Below are 20,064 nucleotides of genomic sequence, written 5' to 3'. Positions count from 1 at the left end.
ACTCGCTTATTCAATGATGAACATAGGTTGGTCGAATTCTACAGGGTCTTGGTTTTCAACCAAGATTGCCTTAACCACACCTGCTTTATCTGCTTCAATTTGGTTCATCATCTTCATTGCTTCAACGATACACAGCGTATCGCCAACTTTTACTTGCTGGCCTACTTCTGCGAACGGTTTAGCCGTAGGAGAAGACGCACGGTAGAATGTACCTACCATTGGAGACTTAACTACGTGACCATCTGGCTGAGCAGGCTCGGCAGCGGGCGCTTCTGACGCGGTAGTTGCAGCCGCAGCTGGCGCCATTTGTGGTGCAGCAGGGGCAGCAAAGCTGTAATTCATAGGTGCCTGAACACCAGTAGGACCACGGTGGATGCGTACAGACTCTTCGCCTTCTGTGATCTCTAGCTCGGCAATGCCAGATTCTTCAACTAGCTCGATGAGTTTTTTAATCTTTCTAATATCCATGTTCTGTCTCTGCGTTATTTTTGCGATTTCGTTAAATTGATTGCTGCAGTTAGCGCGAGCGAGTAACCCATGGCACCAAGGCCAACAATGACGCCGGCTGCAACATCAGAAAAATAGGAATGGTGACGAAACGGCTCACGGGCGTGAACGTTCGACAAATGCACTTCAATAAACGGGATATTGACACTTAACAACGCGTCGCGAAGGGCGACACTGGTGTGCGTGAAGGCAGCAGGATTAATGATAATGGCGTCGACAGAACCCATAGCGGCGTGCACACGTTCGATCAGCGCGTGTTCCGCGTTAGACTGAAAATGCGTTAACGTCACGTTGCTCGACTCAGCTTGCGCCTGCAAATCATCCACGATGTCTTGCAGGGTCTGTGTGCCGTATTTGTCGGGTTCTCTTTGGCCTAACATGTTTAGGTTAGGGCCGTTTAATAACAAAATATTCATTAGTTTGCTGCTATCTTCGGGAAAATGTCATTGTTATTGCCATTTCAACAAACTTTTATGACAGTTGCACGAAAAAAAGCCAATTTATTTGCTCGTTTATTAGATTAACTGCTGATTATAGTGATAGATAAAGATTTCGCAGCAAAATACTGGTCTAATCAGGTGTTTTCGCCGCAAAGTTTGTGTGCGGATTTGGCCTGAAAGCGCAGCATGCTGCCTTATTGAGAGATGTCGGTGAGTGAAAAGGGAACACTGACGTATTTACCGTGGAATTTGGCTACATAAATACCAAAGTGAAGGTGAGGCAAAGAAGAGAAGCCCGTATTTCCCGTATAGCCAATCAACTGGCCTTGCTGTACGGTTTGCCCTCGTTCTACCACGACGCCTTCGTGCTTGAGGTGGTAATACTCACCCGTAGTGCCATCGCTATGCAAAATGGCGACATAGTTGGCGTGTTTAGCTAATCGACTGTGCGGCCCACCCTTCGTGCCATCGTCTTTGGTATCTATTACCACTCCGGCTCGCGCGGCCAAAATAGGCGTACCCACGGGCGCGGCAAAATCTAATGCATACCGCGATGCTCCCGAATGACTGAAGCTGCCGTTAAAGCCTTGAACAATGCGGTATGCGCTCGCTGGCTGTAAAGGGGAGTAATAAGCATAATCGCGGTCATGCTGGGCATCAATTTGCCCTGCCGTCCACTTAACGCGCATAGTGTGCCAGAAAGCGTTCGCTTTTTTTACCACACCTAAAGGCACCGCATCATCCGTATTTAAAAATGCATTTACGTGAGCCTTGGGCTTAAGGGCTTCTAAGCTAGATGGAATTTGAAACAGCTTATCTGAATACAAAGTAAGCGCGACGGGCATCGCAATTTTTCGTTTTACTGAGACTAAATAAAGTGAACCGGACGAAGGGGTAAGTTCAAAGCAGAACCGAGCCTTATCAAAGCACCCCGACGTTTTCACCTCTGTTTCAGCGAAAGTGGGCGAAGGCAGTAAAAGTGAAACACACAAAAAGGCTAAAAATAAGAAGCTCGCTTTAAGGCGGCCCTTATCGCTAACAATAAAGGCCGGATGGCAAGCACTGTGTGATGACAACCTAGTTACCGGGCTCATGCTTGCTGTCACGAGTTACGGGGGCATCGTTAAGCCATTCGTTTACGTGACGGGCAAAAGCATCTGCTTTCATAAAACCTGTCACCCGGGCTTTAGTCAGTTCATCGCCGTTTGCGTCGAAAAATAAAATAGTGGGAAGGCCGAGCACGTTAAAAGTATCAAAAATCTCCTGCCGCTCAGGGGTGTTGTCGGTAAGATCCATTTGCATCCATACCGTATTGCTAAGCGCTGTAACCACTTTTTCGTCTGGGAAGGTGTATTTCTCAAACTCTTTACACGCCACACACCAGTCGGCGTACAAGTCGACCATCACGGTTTTTCCTTCCCCGTTGGCTGCCGCTATTTTATGGCGTAAATCAGTCAAATCTCTTGCCACAACAAACTCTGGGTGGCTCGAGTGGACTATCTCAGCGTGCTCGCCCCAAAGACCAGTATTGATACCCGCCTGATAGGTAAGCCCGGCGCTGCCCATAATACCCATGGCCACAATAACCGCGCGGGCAAGTTTTATTAACGAGTTTGGCGAAGCGCGATTAATAACCCAGTAATAGCCGAATAAACCAAAGCCAAGTAGCGCCCACAAAAATGCCGTGTATGGGCTGGTGTATAAGCGCTCAATAAACACAATAGCCACAGCAAGCATCATAAAGCCGAATGTGACCTTAACTACATTCATCCAATTACCGGCTTTTGGTAAAAGCTTACCCCCTGTCATGCCAAACAAAATAAGCGGTACGCCCATGCCAATACTCAGTAAGTAAAGGGAAATGAAGCCCAGCGTCATATCGCCAGTTTGCGCAATGAATAACAATATGCCGGTAAGCGGGGCGGTAGTGCAGGGCGAAGCAATAAGGCCCGACAGCACACCCATAACAAACACGCCTGCGAAACTGCCAGGCGTTTGGCTGTTACTCATGTGAGTGAGTTTTTCTTGATACTTCGCAGGAAGCTGAATGTCGAAACCACCAAATAAGGCGATGGCGAGGGCCACGAAGAGCACTATAAACACACCCAATATTGCGGGATGTTGCAGTGCGGCCTGAAACTGCGCGCCTGCTACGGCGACCACCAACCCCAACAGCGAATACGTTATTGCCATACCCTGCACATAAACAAAGGTTAGCCAAAATGAATGGGACGCGGTTTTTGGTTTACCCTGACCAATCACAATGCCCGACACAATGGGATACATAGGGAACACGCAAGGAGTAAACGCCAAGCCCACGCCTAAGGCAAAAAAGAGGGCGAGGGTAAGGGGCAGGTTATCTTTATCGATAAGCTTTTGCGCTAAATTAAACTGTTCACTTTGTAGGGATGAAGCGGCGTTGTTCTCGTCACCTGCCGGTTGCGTTGTTGCTGCGTTACTTCCCATCTCGTTTAAGTACACCACTTTAATGGTGGGCGGATAACAAAGGCCCGCATCGGCGCAGCCCTGATAGCGAACTTTTACTACGCCATCACTATTGGCATAGCTGATAGGCAAAGTGATAGATACCCTGTCGTAAAATACTTCAGACTCGCCAAAAAATTCATCTTCAATCATGACGCCGCGAGGAAAAGTCGGGTCGCCTATCTCTGCTTGTTTTGAAACGAACTTAAACTGCTTAAGGTATAGGTAATAACCGTCGGCGATATCAAAAGTGAGGGTAAGTGTGTCTCTTTGCTGATTAAAATCGAAAACAAAGGCCTGATCGACGTCTAAAAATTGTGGTTCATCTACAAAAGGGTCGTCAAAGGCGCTAGGCATCTGAGCGAAGGCAGGTGCACTAAGCAGTTGTGATAAACACAACACCGACACTATCAGTGCAATAAACCGGCGCCAAAGTGGTGCCGATTTACTTGAAAATTGAGTAAGGGTAGTCATAAAGTTACAGCTCATTTTTATCGTGTTTTATTCAAGCATTATTGTTGTAGTGTCGTTTGCAACCATTGGCCATATGCGCTGCTTGCTTCTGCATTTAGCTCCAACCATTCAGGCACGTCATAAGGGTGTATTTCACTCACTTTTTCAAATGCCTGCAATACGTTTTGGGTATTGGTTTTAATTAACAGCTGGCATTCCGCATCAACTTCTACCTTGCCCTGCCATTCGTAAACAGACTGAATGCCTTTAATTATGTTCACACATGCCGCAAGCTTACTCTTTACAAGTGCAGTAGCAATGTCTTGCGCTGACTTTTCATCGGGTGTGGTACACAACACAAGTTTAATTGTCATTGGCTAATCCTAGCGATTTTCCGCAAGCCTCGGTATGGCGTATACGGCGATTTATTAGACCTTAATACGGGCCTTATTCTTTCACGACTCAGTATACCACGCTCGTTATCGGTCGCTTTAAGTGGCTAATTAAGCGAAAGGGTGGGCACCTTTTCTTGTTATTACGTACAAAGACCCTATAACAGGTTATGAATACATGAAAGAGGAAGCGTTTTGCGGGTTTTATTTTTACTGTTTGCCATACTGCCTATTTTAGAAATAGCGCTATTGATCAATGTAGGTAGCATTATTGGTGGCTGGAATACGGTGGGTTTAGTTATTCTATCGGCGTTTATTGGTGCTTATTTTGTTAAACGCGAAGGCGTGAGTACGCTGCAAACCGCGCAAGAAAAAATGCAGCGAAATGAAGTGCCAGGAAAAGAGTTAGTAGAAGGTTTAATGTTGGTTGTGGCTGGGGTTCTTTTGGTTACGCCGGGCTTTATTACCGACATTTTCGGTTTCTTATTAGCTATGCCGGGGTCTCGCCACTTCTTCGCCGCACAAGTGAGTAAGCATATGAAGATGCGCGTCGTGGCTCCGGGCATGGGGCCGGGTATGGGCCCTAATGGCGCAGGCTTCAATCAGGGGGAATCCCCTTTTGGACAGAGTCCATTCGGCAACGGCCCTCAATCGCACCAACAAGGTGATGATGTCATTGAGGGGGAGTACACAGACAATACCACTAACGACCGAGATAAGCGTTTAAAATAACGCGTCCACCGCTTTTCTCAACTTCCCTTTTTTACTCACGTTATTAGCGTCGTTTACCACGATAAACGGCGTTTACTTGTTTAAGAAAAATAAGTATTTAGTGAAAAAATCAATTTTTTTACATTTTTTTGTTTAAAAACCCTTGAAGTTATCAGGGTACTACCCCATCTATCCGTGCAGAAACGATTTTAACTGCTCAGCAATGAGCAACCCAGGCACACAACATTCAGGCAGTCTGAGTGTTGGTAATCACACAACTTTGAATAGTGGAATTTTCAGGAGACTTGAAAATGGCAATTCGTCCTTTACACGACCGCGTAATCCTTAAGCGCGCAGAGCAAGAAAGCAAATCTGCAGGCGGTATCGTTCTGACTGGTTCTGCAGCAGAAAAATCTACACGCGGCGAAGTAATCGCAGTAGGTAACGGTCGCATTCTTGAGAACGGCGAAGTTAAAGCGCTAGACGTTAAAGTTGGCGACACCGTTATTTTCAACGACGGTTACGGCGTTAAAACAGAAAAGCTGGATGGTGAAGAAGTACTTATCCTAAGCGAAAGCGACATTCTAGCGATTGTTGAGTAATTACAACTAACGTTAAAACGAATTTTAGAGGAATTTAATCATGGCAGCTAAAGAAGTACGTTTTGGTGATGACGCTCGCAGCAAAATGCTAAAAGGCGTAAACACACTAGCTAATGCAGTTAAAGTAACACTAGGTCCAAAAGGCCGTAACGTTGTTCTAGACAAGTCTTTCGGTGCACCAACTATCACTAAAGATGGTGTGTCTGTAGCGAAAGAAATCGAGCTTGAAGACAAGTTCGAAAACATGGGCGCGCAGATGGTAAAAGAAGTCGCGTCTAAAGCGAACGACGAAGCGGGTGACGGTACAACTACTGCAACCGTTCTAGCGCAAGCTATCGTAACTGAAGGCCTTAAGAGCGTTGCGGCGGGTATGAACCCAATGGACCTTAAGCGCGGTATCGACAAAGCGGTTATCGCGGCTGTTGAAGAGCTTAAAGCCCTTTCTACTGACTGTGCAGACAGCAAGTCTATCGCACAGGTAGGTACTATCTCTGCAAACTCTGACGCAGAAGTTGGCGACATCATTGCTCAAGCAATGGAAAAAGTGGGTAAAGAAGGTGTTATCACCGTAGAAGAAGGTCAAGCACTTCAAAACGAACTAGACGTTGTTGAAGGTATGCAGTTCGACCGCGGTTACCTATCGCCATACTTCATCAACAACCAAGAAAACGGCACCGTTGAACTAGACAACCCGTTCATCCTATTGGTTGACAAGAAAATTTCTAACATCCGCGAACTACTGCCTACCCTTGAAGGCGTAGCGAAAGCGGGTAAGCCGCTAATGATCATCGCTGAAGATGTTGAAGGCGAAGCGCTTGCTACACTAGTAGTTAACAACATGCGTGGTATTGTTAAAGTTGCAGCGGTTAAAGCTCCTGGTTTTGGTGACCGTCGTAAAGCAATGCTTCAAGACATCGCTATTCTAACTGGCGGTACTGTAATCTCTGAAGAGATTGGTCTTGAGCTTGAAAAAGTTCAACTAGAAGACCTTGGTACTGCTAAGCGCGTAGTTATCAACAAAGACAACACCACTGTTGTTGACGGTAACGGCGACCAAGAAGCAATTGAAGGCCGTTGTGCACAAATCAAAGGTCAAATTGAAGAGTCTTCGTCTGACTACGACAAAGAGAAGCTTCAAGAACGTCTTGCTAAGCTTTCAGGCGGTGTTGCAGTAATTAAAGTTGGTGCAGCGACTGAAGTTGAAATGAAAGAGAAGAAAGACCGCGTAGAAGATGCACTACATGCAACTCGCGCAGCGGTTGAAGAAGGTGTGGTACCTGGTGGTGGTGTTGCACTAGTACGCGCAGCGGCGAAGCTTTCTGAGCTAACTGGCGACAACGAAGACCAAACAGTAGGTGTTAAGCTTGCGCTACGTGCAATGGAAGCGCCTCTACGTCAAATCTCTATCAATTCAGGTGCAGAAGCATCAGTAGTGGTTAACGAAGTGAAGAACGGCGACGGTAACTACGGTTACAACGCTGGTAACGACACTTACGGCGACATGCTAGAGATGGGTATTCTTGACCCAACTAAAGTAACGCGCTCTGCACTACAGTTCGCATCATCAATTGCTTCACTAATGATCACTACTGAAGCAATGGTAGCTGAACTACCTAAAGACGAAGCTGCGCCAGCAATGCCTGATATGGGCGGCATGGGCGGAATGGGCGGCATGATGTAAGAATCGCCCCGCTTTTTAGGCCCTTATAAATCAAGGGCTTACAAGCCTTCTGAGACTAACTGTGGTACGTTTTGTATCACGGTTAGTTTCACACCATTTCCTTAATCTCCTTTTACAATATTCCATCAGCTCCTCATTAGCTACCCTTAAATTTCACTCTATAAAATAAGCTCTGTAAGCGTCTCTACGATCTCGTAATGGGTCGGGTATGCCTATGGCTCAGTGACTCTCAAAGTCTTCTCATCGAGCTTCTCAGGATCTCTCGTGGGGTACAGGGGGGAGGGGGCGAGGTAATACCCTTCTTATGCGATTGCGGCGTTCCGTGATTCTCAAAAAAAACGTAGTTTACTTTTTGCTCACTTTTTCACCGCAACTCAACCTTAGTCAGAAGGCATTATTGACTCTAAACCTTGAACATAGCGTTTAACCAAACTGTCCTGTCTAACAGTTACGTCGACAGAAGTGCCACTATCGATTCCAACGAAACCATCCAGAGCAGCTACAAGGTAAGGGAACACGTATCTAAGATCTCCATTGCTTCCTCGACTAACAACAGTAGACTGCCAAACGGGTAATACTTCGCCAGTTAGTTGATATTCAGAAAGGTTTACCGCATATAGTTCAAGGTGACGAGTGTAGTTAGTTCTGGTGTTAGTATGTGTAGAATAACCAGTGACAGCCAAGGCTCTTTGTTGAGTCAAAGTCCCATTTAATTGTGTAGTCCCACCGTTATGAGTTGAAGTTGCATTAATAGTGTATACACCAGTTGGGGTTGTACCAAAGATGGGCATACTGTAAGTATACTGGCTCTGTTCTGGCTCACCTATTCCATACCCCACAAAGATAATTAAGTCTGGATTCTCTTTCTCTTGAGAATTCTTATAACCATTCTTCTGGAGTAACTTTTTGACGTAGCTTGAATACTCTTTGAACTGAAGGTCGTTAATTGAAACACTATTGGAACTTGGTATTAAGATGAAACTTTTGAAAGTAGAAGAATCTTCTGAGGCTAGGCTACTAACAGAAGTGTTAACTCGTGGAGTGTGGTCACCAACTTTGACGACACAAGCCTGAATAAACAAAACCGATAAGAGTAATACTAAACGCATGGTTACATCCTTGTAGTGTGTTTTTCAATCTAAATTAGACTAGCATCCTTTAATCAGATACTGCAAAACGTATGTTATGTGGTTTTACATTTAAAGAATAATTATCTACCTGTCACTATCTAACATATTCGATCTGACACTGTCACAAACTTCTAAATGAAAGTTGTTGACGGTAGATTTCGTTACTGTCAGAACCTCTTACTTTGGTGGACGCATGGGTAACGCGTGTTCCTGCTGAAAGGTTTACTTAAAGATAAGCCTTATGGTGCAGCGGCGAGTGGAGACACCCCGTAATGGGGGGATTGGGGATTTCTCACTTTTGATTTAGCCTCTCAAGTTTTTGCAGTCAAAAAGCTCTTGTATGATAACCTTTGAGTAAAGCTGACAACGTCAAAGGTCGAAATGGAATTAATTCACCACTACACAGACATTCAATCCTTAGCATGTATTTTGAAAAACCGAACTTTACGGTTTACCAGGCTGGACAAACTAGACGATGCACAAGAGGTGGAACTGGTATCTCGAAAGCATTGGTCACAGTACCTATTTGTTAGCAGTTGGAGCACGCTGACCGATGAATCTCAAGCAATGTGGCAGTCATATGCTGGTTACAATGGAGTCCGAATTGGATTACCAAAACACCCTTTCGCTGAGTTCACACTAGAATCGCGGCGAGAACTCAATCATTTTGTAAAAGGCGAAATTATAAGCCCGTTACCTATTGAGCAAATATATAATGAGAAGTGGATTATCATAAACACTCCTTACCATAAAGACTTATTCGGACAGGCAGTGAAGTATTACAAGAAGCCAGATGAGCATATTCGCCCTGTGATGCAGGACGAGAAGGGAGGAATACTTTTTAATTACTATGACCTTGCAGTAAACAAGAGTAGTACATGGAAGCATCAGGAGGAGTTTAGGTACATTTACTTCATTGTTCCATCCAATCCGAATGTCTTGGACGCATGGAAGCGCACTGGTAATCCCTTTCCCATTTATCAACACACTTACGAGCACTTGCAAAAAAAGAAAAATAGCCCTATAACATATTTCGACTCACCCTTGGGTGACGCTTTAAACCATGTAGAAGTCACTATCGGCCCGACTTGCACAGGCGAAGACGTAGCAAAAATTGAAGAATTGGTTAGCCGCTACACTACACATGGAAAAATACAAAGAAGTGACTTAACTGGATATGTTAAGGAATAGCGGTTTTTGACGTCACGAGAAACCTGAGCAGCCCCAATACATTAGTTTTAATGATTAATTTGTAGCACTTACCCTTCAACAATCATGTTACTTCTCTTGACGGGGCAATCAAGCAGTCAGCCTCGTGAATCCTCTCGACATACTGCCACAGTTCGTTCTTGTTCTTATACTTACTGTACAAGTTATACGTCAAGGACAACTGCTTGTGGCCTGCTAGTTCCGTAGCGATGTCTTCAGTAATGCCCTAGTTCACATTAGCGCTGTACCTTTGTCTACAGCCTCCTTTAATCTCCTCAACTCATGTCCTTTCGAGTAGTAACCATAAGACATCGTTTTTCCTCGCTCGTGACCAACTATTTGAGCAGTGATATTCTCCTCGATACCTGCTCGCTCCATTGCTGTTATGTACATATGCTTGAAAGAGTGAAAGCCTTTAAGCTTGTTGTCAGTCACATGCTTTACCTTAAAGTTTAAGAACGTTCGGCTAGCTGTCTTACTTCCAATGCCAATAACAAAGTCGTCATCTTCCTTGTTCTCGATATGGGCTAACAGCCTTTCTCCTATTGCATCAGGTAAAGGCAGATTGAATCGACCAGACTTTACTAGACAGTTGCTCAAACTAAGATATCCAATTTTCTACACGTAGTCCTTCAATCCGATGAAGCTCTCGTTCGTTGTCAGTAACAACGGTCAACCCTAAGCTACGCGCATGCCCCGCGATATGTAGGTCATTTACACCAATCATCTGGCCGGACTTTTCCAAATTAGCTCTAATTGAACCATAATGTTGTGCCGCATTGTTGCCATACTCAAGAACTTCAAGCCTGGAACAAAAATCTTCTACCTGCCTGGTATTATGTTCAACTTTTTGGCTTTTCTCACATCCATGCAATAGTTCAGCTAATGTAATTGACGAGATAGCCATTCTGCCCGCTGAATCATTGAATTTCGATAAAACTTCCAAAGGACGATTCTTGATTACATAAATACAAATTTTGGTGTCCAGTAGGTACTTAATCATCAAAACTTTCTCGAGTAGTTTGTTCTTGGCTCGCCCTTTCGTTCATAAAATCATCTGTTACTGAATTGCTTGAATCAAAAAAGCTATCCCAAGTATTTTCTATAGGGCTTAATACTCTATCCTTACCTACAACTCGAACGTTAACTACTTTAACAGATTCTTCAAACCGTGCTTCTGCGGGCATCCTAACTGCTTGAGAGCGGTTGTTCATAAAAATTCTAGCTGTCGTCATTTTTACACCCCCTAATTGGTATATAGCATTCTACATACACAAAGTTGGTATATGGCAAAGGCATATACCAAGCGATGTTATACGTGCTTTGGCGTATTGAGAAAATGCCTATAGCCAACTAGAAAAACCTTGTGTTTCATCGTATTTATCGGAAGCTTAACGCATCATAAACTTTCCAGCGTTCTATGTTTTGCTTAGTTTATATAAACGAAAAATTTACATTACTTTCTTTCAAGAAGAAGCAAGTTTCACGTTCAACGATCATGAAATGCCTAAAAACAAAAGGTACAGCGTAAGTAAAGCAGACTGCATAATTTGGAAGAGTAATCCTCACATGTTAAATAAATGGAAAATTTTCATTTAAATGCAAAGAGAATAGCTTGAGAGTAATCAACGAGCGACTTGTACTCAATAACAATTGCCTTTAACCTGCCCCACCTGCTTCATCTTTGAAGTAGGTAACTAGTGCATTTTTTATAAGGCATACTACCCACTATGGCGCCACGTTCTTTCGTTTTTTTAGACGAACTGAATTCTTCGATTAGACCCGCAATAAACTACACCAGTGGTGTAGGCGCTATGCTGTGGTTAGCTAATATGGTGCTGTTGTTGAATGTTGCACTAGTGATTAGTGGTACCATGGCCGACGCTACAGAGTTTGTTAGTGCATTTAATGAAAGCTTGGTTTTCGAGCCTTTTTTCATTGCACTTGCTGATCACACGCTCTCACAATTTATCGTTCCCACTATCGCGTTGGTATTAGTCGGTTTATTGGTTAAAGCCACGGCTATAGCAAAGGCGCAAATAACAAAACAGCGCCGACCTATTCCTTACCTTTGCCCTACATTTCCTCAGCCTTTCGTTCAAACGGTTGGCAGCCGAGCGCCCCCTCTTTTCAGTTAAACGTCTCCGATTTTTTTCAAACACCATGAGTGCTGCGCTTAAAGCGTAATAACGCCACTTCTGGTGCGTTTTCCGATGCTGTAAACCCGTAGTTCCTTTCGGAACTGCTCAGTCATCGCCGTTTAACTTGTGGGTTATAGGAACTTGTTTTGTCTATTCGTAACCTTTTTACTTTGATTGTTGCTGGTGCTGGGCTTACGTTAGCCGGTTGCAGCGGTGGCGTGCTTGACCCCAAAGGGCAAGTGGGCATGGATGAGAAGAACCTTATTATTCTTTGTACCATCCTGATGCTGATTGTTGTTGTTCCCGTTATTGTTCTAACGCTTTATTTCGCATGGAAGTATCGCGCTAGTCGCGACTTTGAAATTTACACCCCGAAGTGGGCACACTCTACAAAGATAGAAGCTGTTGTATGGTCAATTCCTATCTTAATTGTTATTTCGTTGAGCGTGATCACATGGCGTTCTACTCACGCACTCGACCCTTATTCACCACTAGAAGGCAAAGGAGAACACCTTACTGTTGAAGTAGTGTCGCTCAATTGGAAGTGGCTGTTTATTTACCCTGAGCAAGGCATTGCTACCGTCAATGAACTGGTGTTTCCGGCTAATAAGCCTGTGGCGTTTAAAATCACTTCCGAAAGCACTATGAATTCGTTTTTCATTCCTCAGTTAGGAAGTCAGATTTATTCTATGGCGGGAATGGAAACTAAGCTTCACCTTATTGCTAACAAGCCAGGTACTTATAAGGGCATTTCGTCAAACTACAGTGGCGCAGGCTTTACGGGAATGAAATTCAACGCTATCGCCACGCCTACCGAGGGCGACTTTAACGATTGGGTTGCAAGCGTTAAGCAGGCACAAACAGCGTTAACGCCCGCTTCTTATGAGCAGCTTGCCAAGCAAAGTGAAAACAACCCGGTGACTTACTACAGCAACGTTAGTGAAGGCCTTTTTCACGACATCGTGATGAAGTACATGAAAGATCACGGCTCTATGGACTTTTATAGCAAGCCAGAAAATGCCGCTACCGGCGAACACCACACAATGCCTCAAATGCAACACCGTCATCATCAAGAGGATGCACAATAATCATGTCTTTTTTAGGTAAATTATCTATAGAGGCCGTGCCCTATCACGAGCCTATTATAATGGTGACACTTGCCGTAGTGGCACTGCTTGGTGTGGTTATAGCCATGCTTATCACCAAACACAAACAGTGGGGAACCCTGTGGTTTGACTGGATCACGTCTGTCGACCACAAGCGTCTTGGTATTATGTACATTGTGCTGGCTATGATCATGCTGCTGCGCGGCTTTGCCGACGCTATTATGATGCGTACTCAGCTTGCAATGGCAACCAATGGTGCGCCCGGCTATCTACCTCCCGAGCACTACGACCAAATCTTCACCGCCCATGGCGTTATCATGATCATCTTCATGGCGATGCCGTTTATGATTGGCTTAATGAACATCATTCTGCCGCTGCAAATTGGTGCCCGTGATGTGGCGTTTCCTTTTTTAAATAATTTGAGTTTTTGGCTAACCGCAGGTGGCGCAATTCTAGTGAATGTGTCTTTAGGGTTAGGTGAATTCGCAAAAACAGGGTGGGTTGCTTATCCGCCGCTAGCCGGGTTGGAGTTTAGTCCCGGGGTTGGCGTCGACTATTACATATGGGCCCTGCAGATATCCGGGCTCGGTACGCTGCTAACCGCCGTAAACTTCTTAGTTACCGTGTTTAAAATGCGTGCGCCTGGCATGAAACTCATGCAAATGCCTATTTTCACCTGGACCTGTACCTGGGCGAATATTCTTATCGCCGCGTCGTTCCCTATTCTTACCGCTGTGTTGGCCATGCTAACGCTAGACCGCTATATGGATTTTCACTTCTTCACTAACGAAGCCGGTGGTAACTCTATGATGTATATCAACCTGTTTTGGGCATGGGGACACCCTGAAGTTTATATTCTGGTACTGCCTGCATTTGGTATTTTCTCAGAAGTTATTTCAACGTTTACCGCTAAGCGTTTGTTTGGCTACAAGTCGATGGTGTATGCATCGGGCGCCATTGCCATTCTTGGTTTTATTGTTTGGCTGCACCACTTCTTTACCATGGGGTCGAGCGCCAATGTGAATGCCTTCTTCGGCATTATGACCATGGTTATTGCCGTACCCACGGGCGTGAAACTGTTTAACTGGCTATTCACCATGTATCGCGGTCGCTTAATTTTGAGTGTGCCTGTACTGTGGACGTTAGGCTTTATGGTGACCTTCACCATCGGCGGCATGACAGGGGTGTTACTTGCCATTCCAGGTGCTGACTACGTACTTCATAATAGCCTGTTTCTCATTGCGCACTTTCACAACACCATTATTGGTGGTGCGGTATTTGGCTATCTGGCTGGCTTTGCTTTTTGGTTCCCGAAAGCCATGGGCTTTAAGCTTGACGAAAAAACCGGAAAAGCAGCCTTTTGGTGCTGGCAAATTGGTTTCCTTTTGGCGTTCATGCCCCTATATGTGCTTGGCTTTTTGGGTATGACACGCCGCTTAAATCACACTGACAATCCTGACTGGAATATCTGGTTATACATTGCTGCATTTGGTGCGTTTGTTATAGCAATTGGTATTTTCTTCCAGCTACTTCAGCTGTTTGTAAGCTTCAAAAACAAAGAGAAGCTTAACGATACAACGGGCGATCCGTGGAATGGTCACACGCTAGAGTGGTCAACGGCGTCACCGCCTCAATTTTACAATTTTGCCAAGATTCCTCACATCAAAGACATTGATGCATGGACGGATATGAAGGAGCGCGGCGAGTCGTATCAACGCCCTGAAAAATACACACCTATTCATATGCCAAAAAATACTTCAGCCGGAGTTTTCATGAGCATGAGCTTTACCCTAATGGGCTTTGCGCTTATCTGGCATATTTGGTGGCTTGCTGTTGTCGGTTTAGTGGCAGGAATAGGAGTATTTATTAAGCGTTGCTATACCTCGGATGTTGATTACTACGTGCAGGTAGATGAAGTTGAACGAGTTGAAGCTACGCACTTAAGTGCCAATACAGTGGGAGGTCGCTCATGAGTACTATTGCAACATCAAGCGCCGCATCAATGCCGCATGAACACGCACACGAAGAACATCATGAAAACAACACCGTGTTTGGTTTCTGGTTGTATTTAATGACCGACTGTTTGTTGTTTGCTTCTTTCTTTGCCACCTATGCCGTGCTGTTTATGAATACGGCGGGCGGTGTGTCTGGCAAAGATATTTTCGAGCTCAACTTTGTTGCAGTTGAAACCGCCGCTCTGCTTTTAAGCAGTATTACCTTTGGCTTTGCCATGATATGTGCTCACCGACAAAACAAGTCAGGCGCCCTTGCTTGGCTGGCGGTAACATGGGCACTGGGAGCGTGTTTTATCGGTATGGAAGTATATGAATTCCATCACCTTATCGAGCATGGCAACGGACCGCAGCAAAGTGCGTTTCTAACGGCGTTTTTCTCGCTAGTAGGGCTGCACGGGTTGCACGTTACAGCAGGCCTTATTTGGATGACAATTATGTTTATTGAAGTGACCCGCCGAGGCCTTGGTGAGCAAACCGTTACCCGACTTAGCTGCTTAAGCTTGTTTTGGCACTTCCTCGATATCGTATGGATATGTGTATTTACCGTAGTGTATTTAATGGGGGCAATGTAATGGCGTTACACGATGCAAAATTAGCTTCAAATACTGACGGTCACGCTTCATCGACCCACAATAGTGATGACGCACATGGCGATGTGAAGTCTTATATTATTGGCTTCATTCTATCTGTAGTACTTACCGCTATTCCGTTCACTCTAGTGATGAATGGCGACCTATCTAAAGTTACCACGATTTGGAGCGTGGTAACTTTGGGCTTGGTTCAAATTTGGGTGCACCTTAAATACTTTTTGCACCTTAACTTTGTTACTGAAGAAGGCAGAGCCAATACGTTTTCATTCTTGTTCAGTGCGCTTATTATTTTCATGGTGGTTGGGTTATCCGTTTGGATCATCTACGAATCAAACGCCATGATGATGTATTAGCAAATCTCTGTATATGCGTGGTCTAGCCTGACGATCATGTCAGGCTTTTCAATGTGATTAATTCATCGCGGTCAGTACGTTAAGCCCTCATGTTTCGTCCTTCTATTGGTGCAACCTATTTTGAGGGCAACATTGGGGCTTCTCAGTACACCTTGATACGCGTCTAAATGGGCGCGTTCTAAATTTGGATTTTACCCATGACCTTTACTTATAAACGTTACCTGTCGGTCACCAAACCCGGCATTATTATGGGCAATGCTATTTCGGTAACGGGCGGTTTCTTATTAGCGTCCCGTGGCGATATAGATTACTGGCTGCTGCTCGTAACGCTCATCGGTTTATCGCTGGTGGTGGCTTCAGGTTGTGTCATTAATAACTGCATTGACCGAGATATCGACGGCAAAATGCAGCGCACGGCCAACCGGGTTACGGTAACAGGCGAGTTGCCATTGCTTACTGCGATGTTGCATGGTGCTGTGCTGGGTATTGCAGGGTTTGGCTTGTTAGCGCTTTACACCAACCTTACTGCCGTATTTTTTGCTGTTTTTGGCTACGTTATTTATGTGGGTGTTTACAGCCTGTATATGAAGCGAAACTCGGTGTATGGCACCTTCGTTGGCAGTTTGTCGGGGGCCGTTCCGCCCGTAGTCGGTTATTGCGCCGCGAGCGGTCAGTTTGATATGGCTGCGGCTATTTTGCTGGGTATGTTCAGCATTTGGCAAATGCCCCATTCTTATGCCATCGCTATCTTTAGATATAACGACTATAAGGCGGCTGGAATTCCAGTATTGCCTGTATCGCAAGGTATTGCGAAAGCAAAACGCCATATCGTCCTTCATATTGCGTTATTTGCTTTAGTAGTAATGCTGCTTCCACTTAACGGTTATACAGGTATTGGCTTTTTAACAGTAGCTTTCGCAACAAGCCTTTGGTGGCTGTTGATGGCGCTGCGCGGATACAGACCCGACATCAACGTAGAAGGCTGGGCAAAACGTGTTTTTGGTTTCTCCATTGTAAATATAACGCTGTTATCCATCGCTATGTCACTGGACTATCACACCACAGTTGATAGTTTATTTGCGGTAGCTTTGTAGTTTTATAAGCGCTTTACGCTTACGGATAGCGATGCTCTCGTTTATAATTTCCAGCTATTCATTACATGCAAATAGGCAGCACCATGGCAACGGCATCCGCACTTCACATTTTGGTTAAAACAGAGAAAGAAGCGCTTTCTATTTTAGAGCAGCTTAAAAAGGGTAAGGATTTTGCGACGTTAGCAAAGCGTCATTCTAAATGCCCGTCGGGCAAGCGTGGCGGCGATCTTGGTGAATTCCGTAGAGGCCAAATGGTAAAAGCCTTCGACGATGTGGTGTTCAAAAAAGATGTGCTCAAAGTACACGGGCCGGTGAAGACCCGTTTCGGCTACCACCTTATTAAAACGCTTTATCGTAGTAATTAAAACCAGAGCCTTTTAAAACCAGAGCCTTTTAAAACCAAAGCCGCTAGAGCCGAAGTAAGCCCGATCCATTCAACAAGCGTTTAATGTATGTCTTTGCTAATTACTTTGTTAATTGCCCGGCTCCCACTTTTCACCGCATACTGAATTTTTGGTAAATATGGCGTACGGGCTGTTGGTGTCGTGCAGTGAATTGCGTAGCGCTGCGCCGTGATCTACCGTAATAAAAGCTGTGTCAGAGGCCTTACCTTGTTCATCCAGCATAAAGTAGTCGCTGGAGTAGCTTGTTAGCATCATGCGATTGTCGTAACCCATATCGCTTAAGCGAACCCGGGTAATGGCTTTAAATTTAGCGTCGGGGTTAGAAAGGCCTACGATTTTCTTAAAAAAGTAGCCTTTATCAGACTGCAGCTGGGAAAAACCATTTAACGTGTTTATCAGGGTTTTTAAATCTATTGCTTCGCGCTGCAGCATGAAGTCGTGCTGGATGGCATTGCCATCTTTTCTAGGGCTGTCTTTCGAAGGTGCTTTACCAGCAGTATAGGCCTGCTCTGCTTCCATTGAAGAAAGGTGCGCTTGCCCTTCCTCTGTATAGTGAATCAGTGCGCTCGTATTCATGTTTACGTAATAGTCGCTGATCCCCGCAGGTACCACTTCAAATAGCATAACATCTGGGGTTACGGCGCCTCGCTCTTCGGGCGTTTGAGGGCCTTTAGCCACGCACTTGTCAGAAATGAAATAATAATATTGGCCAGCTTCAATGGCGAAAGCTGTATTAGATAGCACCACGCAGGTTGCCAGAAATAGTAGCCTGGAAGTGAGCTGCTTAATTGCCGTTAAAGTACTGCCTATTTGCATATCAAAGACGCCTTATTGTTTGATGCATTTATCTATCATACCAATGCATGCAGACTGATATAAGGCGTCATTGTAAGGGGGAGTGGGTAAAAGCGCGAGTTAAGCTTTAGAACGCGCTTTGTGTTTAGTTTGTAGCTCAATAATGCCAAGTAAGAACTTATGAGCCAAACCCACCGTTAACGGGGGCGAAGAACAATAGTGTCGCTAGAGTAGTCTGTAGATATCTGTAAATTGTCGGCAAGGGCGGCAATAAGCGCGTCTACATCATTGGTGTTGAATAGCCCTGCTACTTGCATGTTAGCAAGCGCAGCATCACCTAAAACAACCGTTTTATCCGTATATCGGCTTACTTCTTCAATCACGTCAATTAATGGCTCGCCGCGAAATACAATCTTGCCTTCACGCCAGCTTAAATCATTCGCGATATCTTTATCTGACACGGTCTCAACGGTGCTGTTAGGCAAAGATAAAAGCGATTTTTCACCTTGAACTAACGTCAATGGACGTGCCTGCGGCTTAATAATAGGGTTAACAATGCTTTCGCCATTGGCTTTGTTCAGTGTGTAGCTGGCGACTTCAACTACCCCTTCGGTTACTACAAGCTCAAGGTCGCCGCGATGATACTGCACGTTAAATGCGGTTCCAACGGCTTGAATGGCTTTACCTGCCGCAAGTACATTGAGCGGGCGAGACTTGTCTTTTGCTACGTTGATATGAAGCTCACCTTTAACAAGCTGAATAATCCGCGAGGTATCGGTAAAGGCAATATTCACTTGTGAATTGGTATTTAGCCAAAGTGTACTGCCGTCTTCTAAGCTAATACTCTTGTGCTCGCCCGGTTTGGTCGAAGCTTGTAACGAGTAGCTTGCCATTTGTGCAACAGGTTCGGTTTGGTTAGACGGCGAGAATAAATTTAGCCCCTGATAACTTAACAGCCCGACCATTAAAATCGAGGCAGCAATGGCCAGCGGGCGCTTCCAAGCCACGGTGCTGTTTGTTTTGTGTTTGGCGTTAGGCTCAGGAGTATGAGGTACGATATCAGCCAATTCGCTAAGCACAGACATTTTGTCCCATAACGCTACCATCTCTAGGAAAGTGTCTCGATGCAATGGCGTTGCAAGCCATGTTTTTAGCGCTTGCATTTCCTCGTTATCAAGTCCCTCGTCTAGCTTCACAAGCCATTCGCTAGCAACATCAAGCACACGTTCATCGCTGTTAAATTGAACAACGTTGCTTTGGGTGTCTGATTTGTCGGTTTTAGTTTCGTTTTTAGAACTATTCATGGGCGTCTCTCTTTACATCCGCCGAGCTGTGTTGCCCACCATTTTGATAAGCGTTCGGCCGTGTATACGACGTTGTTTGTCGTCGCATAAATAAGGTGCATCTTTTTATCCCTTCAGCAATATGCTTTTCCACGGTTTTTTCGCTTATCTCTAATTCCTGGGCAATCTCTTTAAGAGAGTAGCCATACACTTTTTTCAATACAAATGCGCGCCTGCATTGTTTGGGTAGGGCGCGCACTGCGTCACAAAACAGCTTAAACTCTTGCTGGGTAGCGTTGTTGTGAAACGTCTCATCTTCAACACCGCTAATTGCATTTTCCAACGCTGCCGCAACCTCTACGCTGTCGTCGACCATGCGCGTGTCAGCTCGCTTTAAATAATCGTAGGCCAAGTTTTTTGCGGTTTTAAACAAAAACGACTTGGGCTCTTTAATATGCTCAGTAGATTTCGCCTGACACAAGCGAACATACGTATCCTGCAGTATGTCGTCGACTTCTTTAGGCGGCACAAGACGCGATAGCATTTTGGCCATCGAGCCGCGCGCCGACATATAGGCATTATGTATGGCTGTTTCTATGGGCATATTGTTATTTTTTATCGTTGTTACTTAATAAGACGACAGCCACACTATTATCCCCCAGTATTTTCGACAT

General features: G+C 45.0%; 23 protein-coding genes. 11 read left to right on the top strand and 12 right to left on the bottom strand.

From position 1 onward, the window contains the following. Window positions 1-6: 6 nt before the first annotated feature. The 5 genes from accB to cutA form a co-directional block, all read right to left on the bottom strand. Window positions 7-468, bottom strand: a complete 462-nt coding sequence (gene accB / locus MADE_RS19045) for an acetyl-CoA carboxylase biotin carboxyl carrier protein (RefSeq protein ID WP_012520094.1) — start codon at window positions 466-468, stop codon at window positions 7-9. Between the two features lie 14 nt (window positions 469-482). Next, window positions 483-923 (bottom strand): type II 3-dehydroquinate dehydratase, encoded by a 441-nt coding sequence (gene aroQ, locus MADE_RS19040; RefSeq protein WP_012520093.1) that lies wholly within the window; start codon window positions 921-923, stop codon window positions 483-485. A 218-nt stretch (window positions 924-1,141) separates the two neighbouring features. Next, the gene (locus tag MADE_RS19035; protein WP_012520092.1) at window positions 1,142-2,041 is read right to left on the bottom strand and encodes a M23 family metallopeptidase; all 900 of its coding nucleotides are present in this window, start codon (window positions 2,039-2,041) and stop codon (window positions 1,142-1,144) included. Next, window positions 2,025-3,905 (bottom strand): protein-disulfide reductase DsbD, encoded by a 1,881-nt coding sequence (locus MADE_RS19030; protein ID WP_012520091.1) that lies wholly within the window; start codon window positions 3,903-3,905, stop codon window positions 2,025-2,027. The genes MADE_RS19035 and MADE_RS19030 overlap by 17 nt, the downstream gene beginning before the upstream one ends. 38 nt (window positions 3,906-3,943) lie before the next feature. Next, window positions 3,944-4,258 carry a divalent-cation tolerance protein CutA gene (gene cutA / locus MADE_RS19025; protein WP_012520090.1) on the bottom strand — a complete coding sequence of 105 codons (315 nt, stop codon included), beginning with the start codon at window positions 4,256-4,258 and terminating at the stop codon, window positions 3,944-3,946. A 213-nt stretch (window positions 4,259-4,471) separates the two neighbouring features. Here cutA and MADE_RS19020 point away from each other — a divergent pair, with 213 nt between their 5' ends. The 3 genes from MADE_RS19020 to groL all read left to right on the top strand — a co-directional run bounded on the left by MADE_RS19020 (window position 4,472) and on the right by groL (window position 7,270). Then, window positions 4,472-5,008 carry an FxsA family protein gene (locus MADE_RS19020; RefSeq protein ID WP_012520089.1) on the top strand — a complete coding sequence of 179 codons (537 nt, stop codon included), beginning with the start codon at window positions 4,472-4,474 and terminating at the stop codon, window positions 5,006-5,008. Between the two features lie 290 nt (window positions 5,009-5,298). Then, a complete protein-coding gene (locus MADE_RS19015) occupies window positions 5,299-5,589 on the top strand; it encodes a co-chaperone GroES (RefSeq protein WP_012520088.1) in 291 nt (96 codons plus the stop codon). A 40-nt stretch (window positions 5,590-5,629) separates the two neighbouring features. Next, window positions 5,630-7,270, top strand: a complete 1,641-nt coding sequence (gene groL, locus MADE_RS19010) for a chaperonin GroEL (RefSeq protein ID WP_012520087.1) — start codon at window positions 5,630-5,632, stop codon at window positions 7,268-7,270. Between the two features lie 380 nt (window positions 7,271-7,650). Here groL and MADE_RS19005 read toward each other — a convergent pair whose 3' ends face one another. Beyond that, a complete protein-coding gene (locus MADE_RS19005; RefSeq protein ID WP_012520086.1) occupies window positions 7,651-8,379 on the bottom strand; it encodes a DUF4136 domain-containing protein in 729 nt (242 codons plus the stop codon). Between the two features lie 402 nt (window positions 8,380-8,781). Here MADE_RS19005 and MADE_RS19000 point away from each other — a divergent pair, with 402 nt between their 5' ends. Continuing rightward, on the top strand, window positions 8,782-9,591 hold the full coding sequence (locus tag MADE_RS19000) for a DUF2971 domain-containing protein (protein ID WP_012520085.1): 810 nt from the start codon (window positions 8,782-8,784) through the stop codon (window positions 9,589-9,591). 249 nt (window positions 9,592-9,840) lie between these two features. On the opposite strand, the gene MADE_RS18995 is transcribed toward MADE_RS19000, so the two are convergent. Genes MADE_RS18995 through vapB form a run of 3 tightly spaced genes read right to left on the bottom strand, consistent with a single transcriptional unit; the run spans window position 9,841 to window position 10,844 of the window. Continuing rightward, the gene (locus MADE_RS18995; protein ID WP_012520084.1) at window positions 9,841-10,209 is read right to left on the bottom strand and encodes a site-specific integrase; all 369 of its coding nucleotides are present in this window, start codon (window positions 10,207-10,209) and stop codon (window positions 9,841-9,843) included. Window position 10,210: 1 nt separating this feature from the next. Further along, window positions 10,211-10,612, bottom strand: coding sequence for a type II toxin-antitoxin system tRNA(fMet)-specific endonuclease VapC (gene vapC / locus MADE_RS18990; RefSeq protein ID WP_012520083.1), 402 nt, complete (start codon window positions 10,610-10,612; stop codon window positions 10,211-10,213). Next, a complete protein-coding gene (gene vapB, locus MADE_RS18985; protein WP_012520082.1) occupies window positions 10,605-10,844 on the bottom strand; it encodes a type II toxin-antitoxin system VapB family antitoxin in 240 nt (79 codons plus the stop codon). Before vapB ends, vapC begins: the two co-directional genes overlap by 8 nt. Before the next feature lie 495 nt (window positions 10,845-11,339). On the opposite strand from vapB, the gene MADE_RS18980 reads away from it, so the two are divergent. From MADE_RS18980 to ppiC, 7 genes are all read left to right on the top strand, one after another. Then, window positions 11,340-11,747, top strand: a complete 408-nt coding sequence (locus MADE_RS18980; RefSeq protein WP_012520081.1) for a hypothetical protein — start codon at window positions 11,340-11,342, stop codon at window positions 11,745-11,747. 149 nt (window positions 11,748-11,896) lie between these two features. Continuing rightward, window positions 11,897-12,838: a ubiquinol oxidase subunit II gene (gene cyoA, locus MADE_RS18975; RefSeq protein WP_012520080.1), complete on the top strand. Its 942-nt coding sequence runs from the start codon at window positions 11,897-11,899 to the stop codon at window positions 12,836-12,838. A gap of 2 nt (window positions 12,839-12,840) precedes the next feature. Beyond that, on the top strand, window positions 12,841-14,829 hold the full coding sequence (gene cyoB / locus MADE_RS18970) for a cytochrome o ubiquinol oxidase subunit I (protein WP_012520079.1): 1,989 nt from the start codon (window positions 12,841-12,843) through the stop codon (window positions 14,827-14,829). After that, window positions 14,826-15,443 carry a cytochrome o ubiquinol oxidase subunit III gene (gene cyoC, locus MADE_RS18965; protein WP_014977735.1) on the top strand — a complete coding sequence of 206 codons (618 nt, stop codon included), beginning with the start codon at window positions 14,826-14,828 and terminating at the stop codon, window positions 15,441-15,443. Before cyoB ends, cyoC begins: the two co-directional genes overlap by 4 nt. Further along, entirely contained in the window at window positions 15,443-15,814 is a 372-nt protein-coding gene (cyoD, locus tag MADE_RS18960; RefSeq protein WP_012520077.1) for a cytochrome o ubiquinol oxidase subunit IV, read from the top strand. Before cyoC ends, cyoD begins: the two co-directional genes overlap by 1 nt. A gap of 197 nt (window positions 15,815-16,011) precedes the next feature. After that, window positions 16,012-16,908, top strand: coding sequence for a heme o synthase (gene cyoE, locus MADE_RS18955; protein WP_012520076.1), 897 nt, complete (start codon window positions 16,012-16,014; stop codon window positions 16,906-16,908). A gap of 83 nt (window positions 16,909-16,991) precedes the next feature. After that, complete coding sequence (gene ppiC, locus MADE_RS18950; RefSeq protein ID WP_012520075.1) at window positions 16,992-17,273, top strand: peptidylprolyl isomerase PpiC; 282 nt, start codon at window positions 16,992-16,994, stop codon at window positions 17,271-17,273. Between the two features lie 108 nt (window positions 17,274-17,381). Here the strand turns inward: ppiC and MADE_RS18945 are convergent, their stop codons facing one another. The 3 genes from MADE_RS18945 to MADE_RS18935 all read right to left on the bottom strand — a co-directional run bounded on the left by MADE_RS18945 (window position 17,382) and on the right by MADE_RS18935 (window position 19,994). Beyond that, window positions 17,382-18,128: a hypothetical protein gene (locus MADE_RS18945; RefSeq protein WP_012520074.1), complete on the bottom strand. Its 747-nt coding sequence runs from the start codon at window positions 18,126-18,128 to the stop codon at window positions 17,382-17,384. A gap of 176 nt (window positions 18,129-18,304) precedes the next feature. After that, the gene (locus MADE_RS18940) at window positions 18,305-19,411 is read right to left on the bottom strand and encodes a FecR family protein (RefSeq protein ID WP_012520073.1); all 1,107 of its coding nucleotides are present in this window, start codon (window positions 19,409-19,411) and stop codon (window positions 18,305-18,307) included. Next, window positions 19,404-19,994 (bottom strand): sigma-70 family RNA polymerase sigma factor, encoded by a 591-nt coding sequence (locus tag MADE_RS18935; protein ID WP_012520072.1) that lies wholly within the window; start codon window positions 19,992-19,994, stop codon window positions 19,404-19,406. The genes MADE_RS18940 and MADE_RS18935 overlap by 8 nt, the downstream gene beginning before the upstream one ends. Between the last annotated feature and the right edge of the window lie 70 nt (window positions 19,995-20,064).

This window comes from Alteromonas mediterranea DE, from assembly GCF_000020585.3.
Lineage (GTDB): Bacteria > Pseudomonadota > Gammaproteobacteria > Enterobacterales > Alteromonadaceae > Alteromonas > Alteromonas mediterranea.
This window is presented reverse-complemented; position numbering and strand designations above follow the sequence as displayed.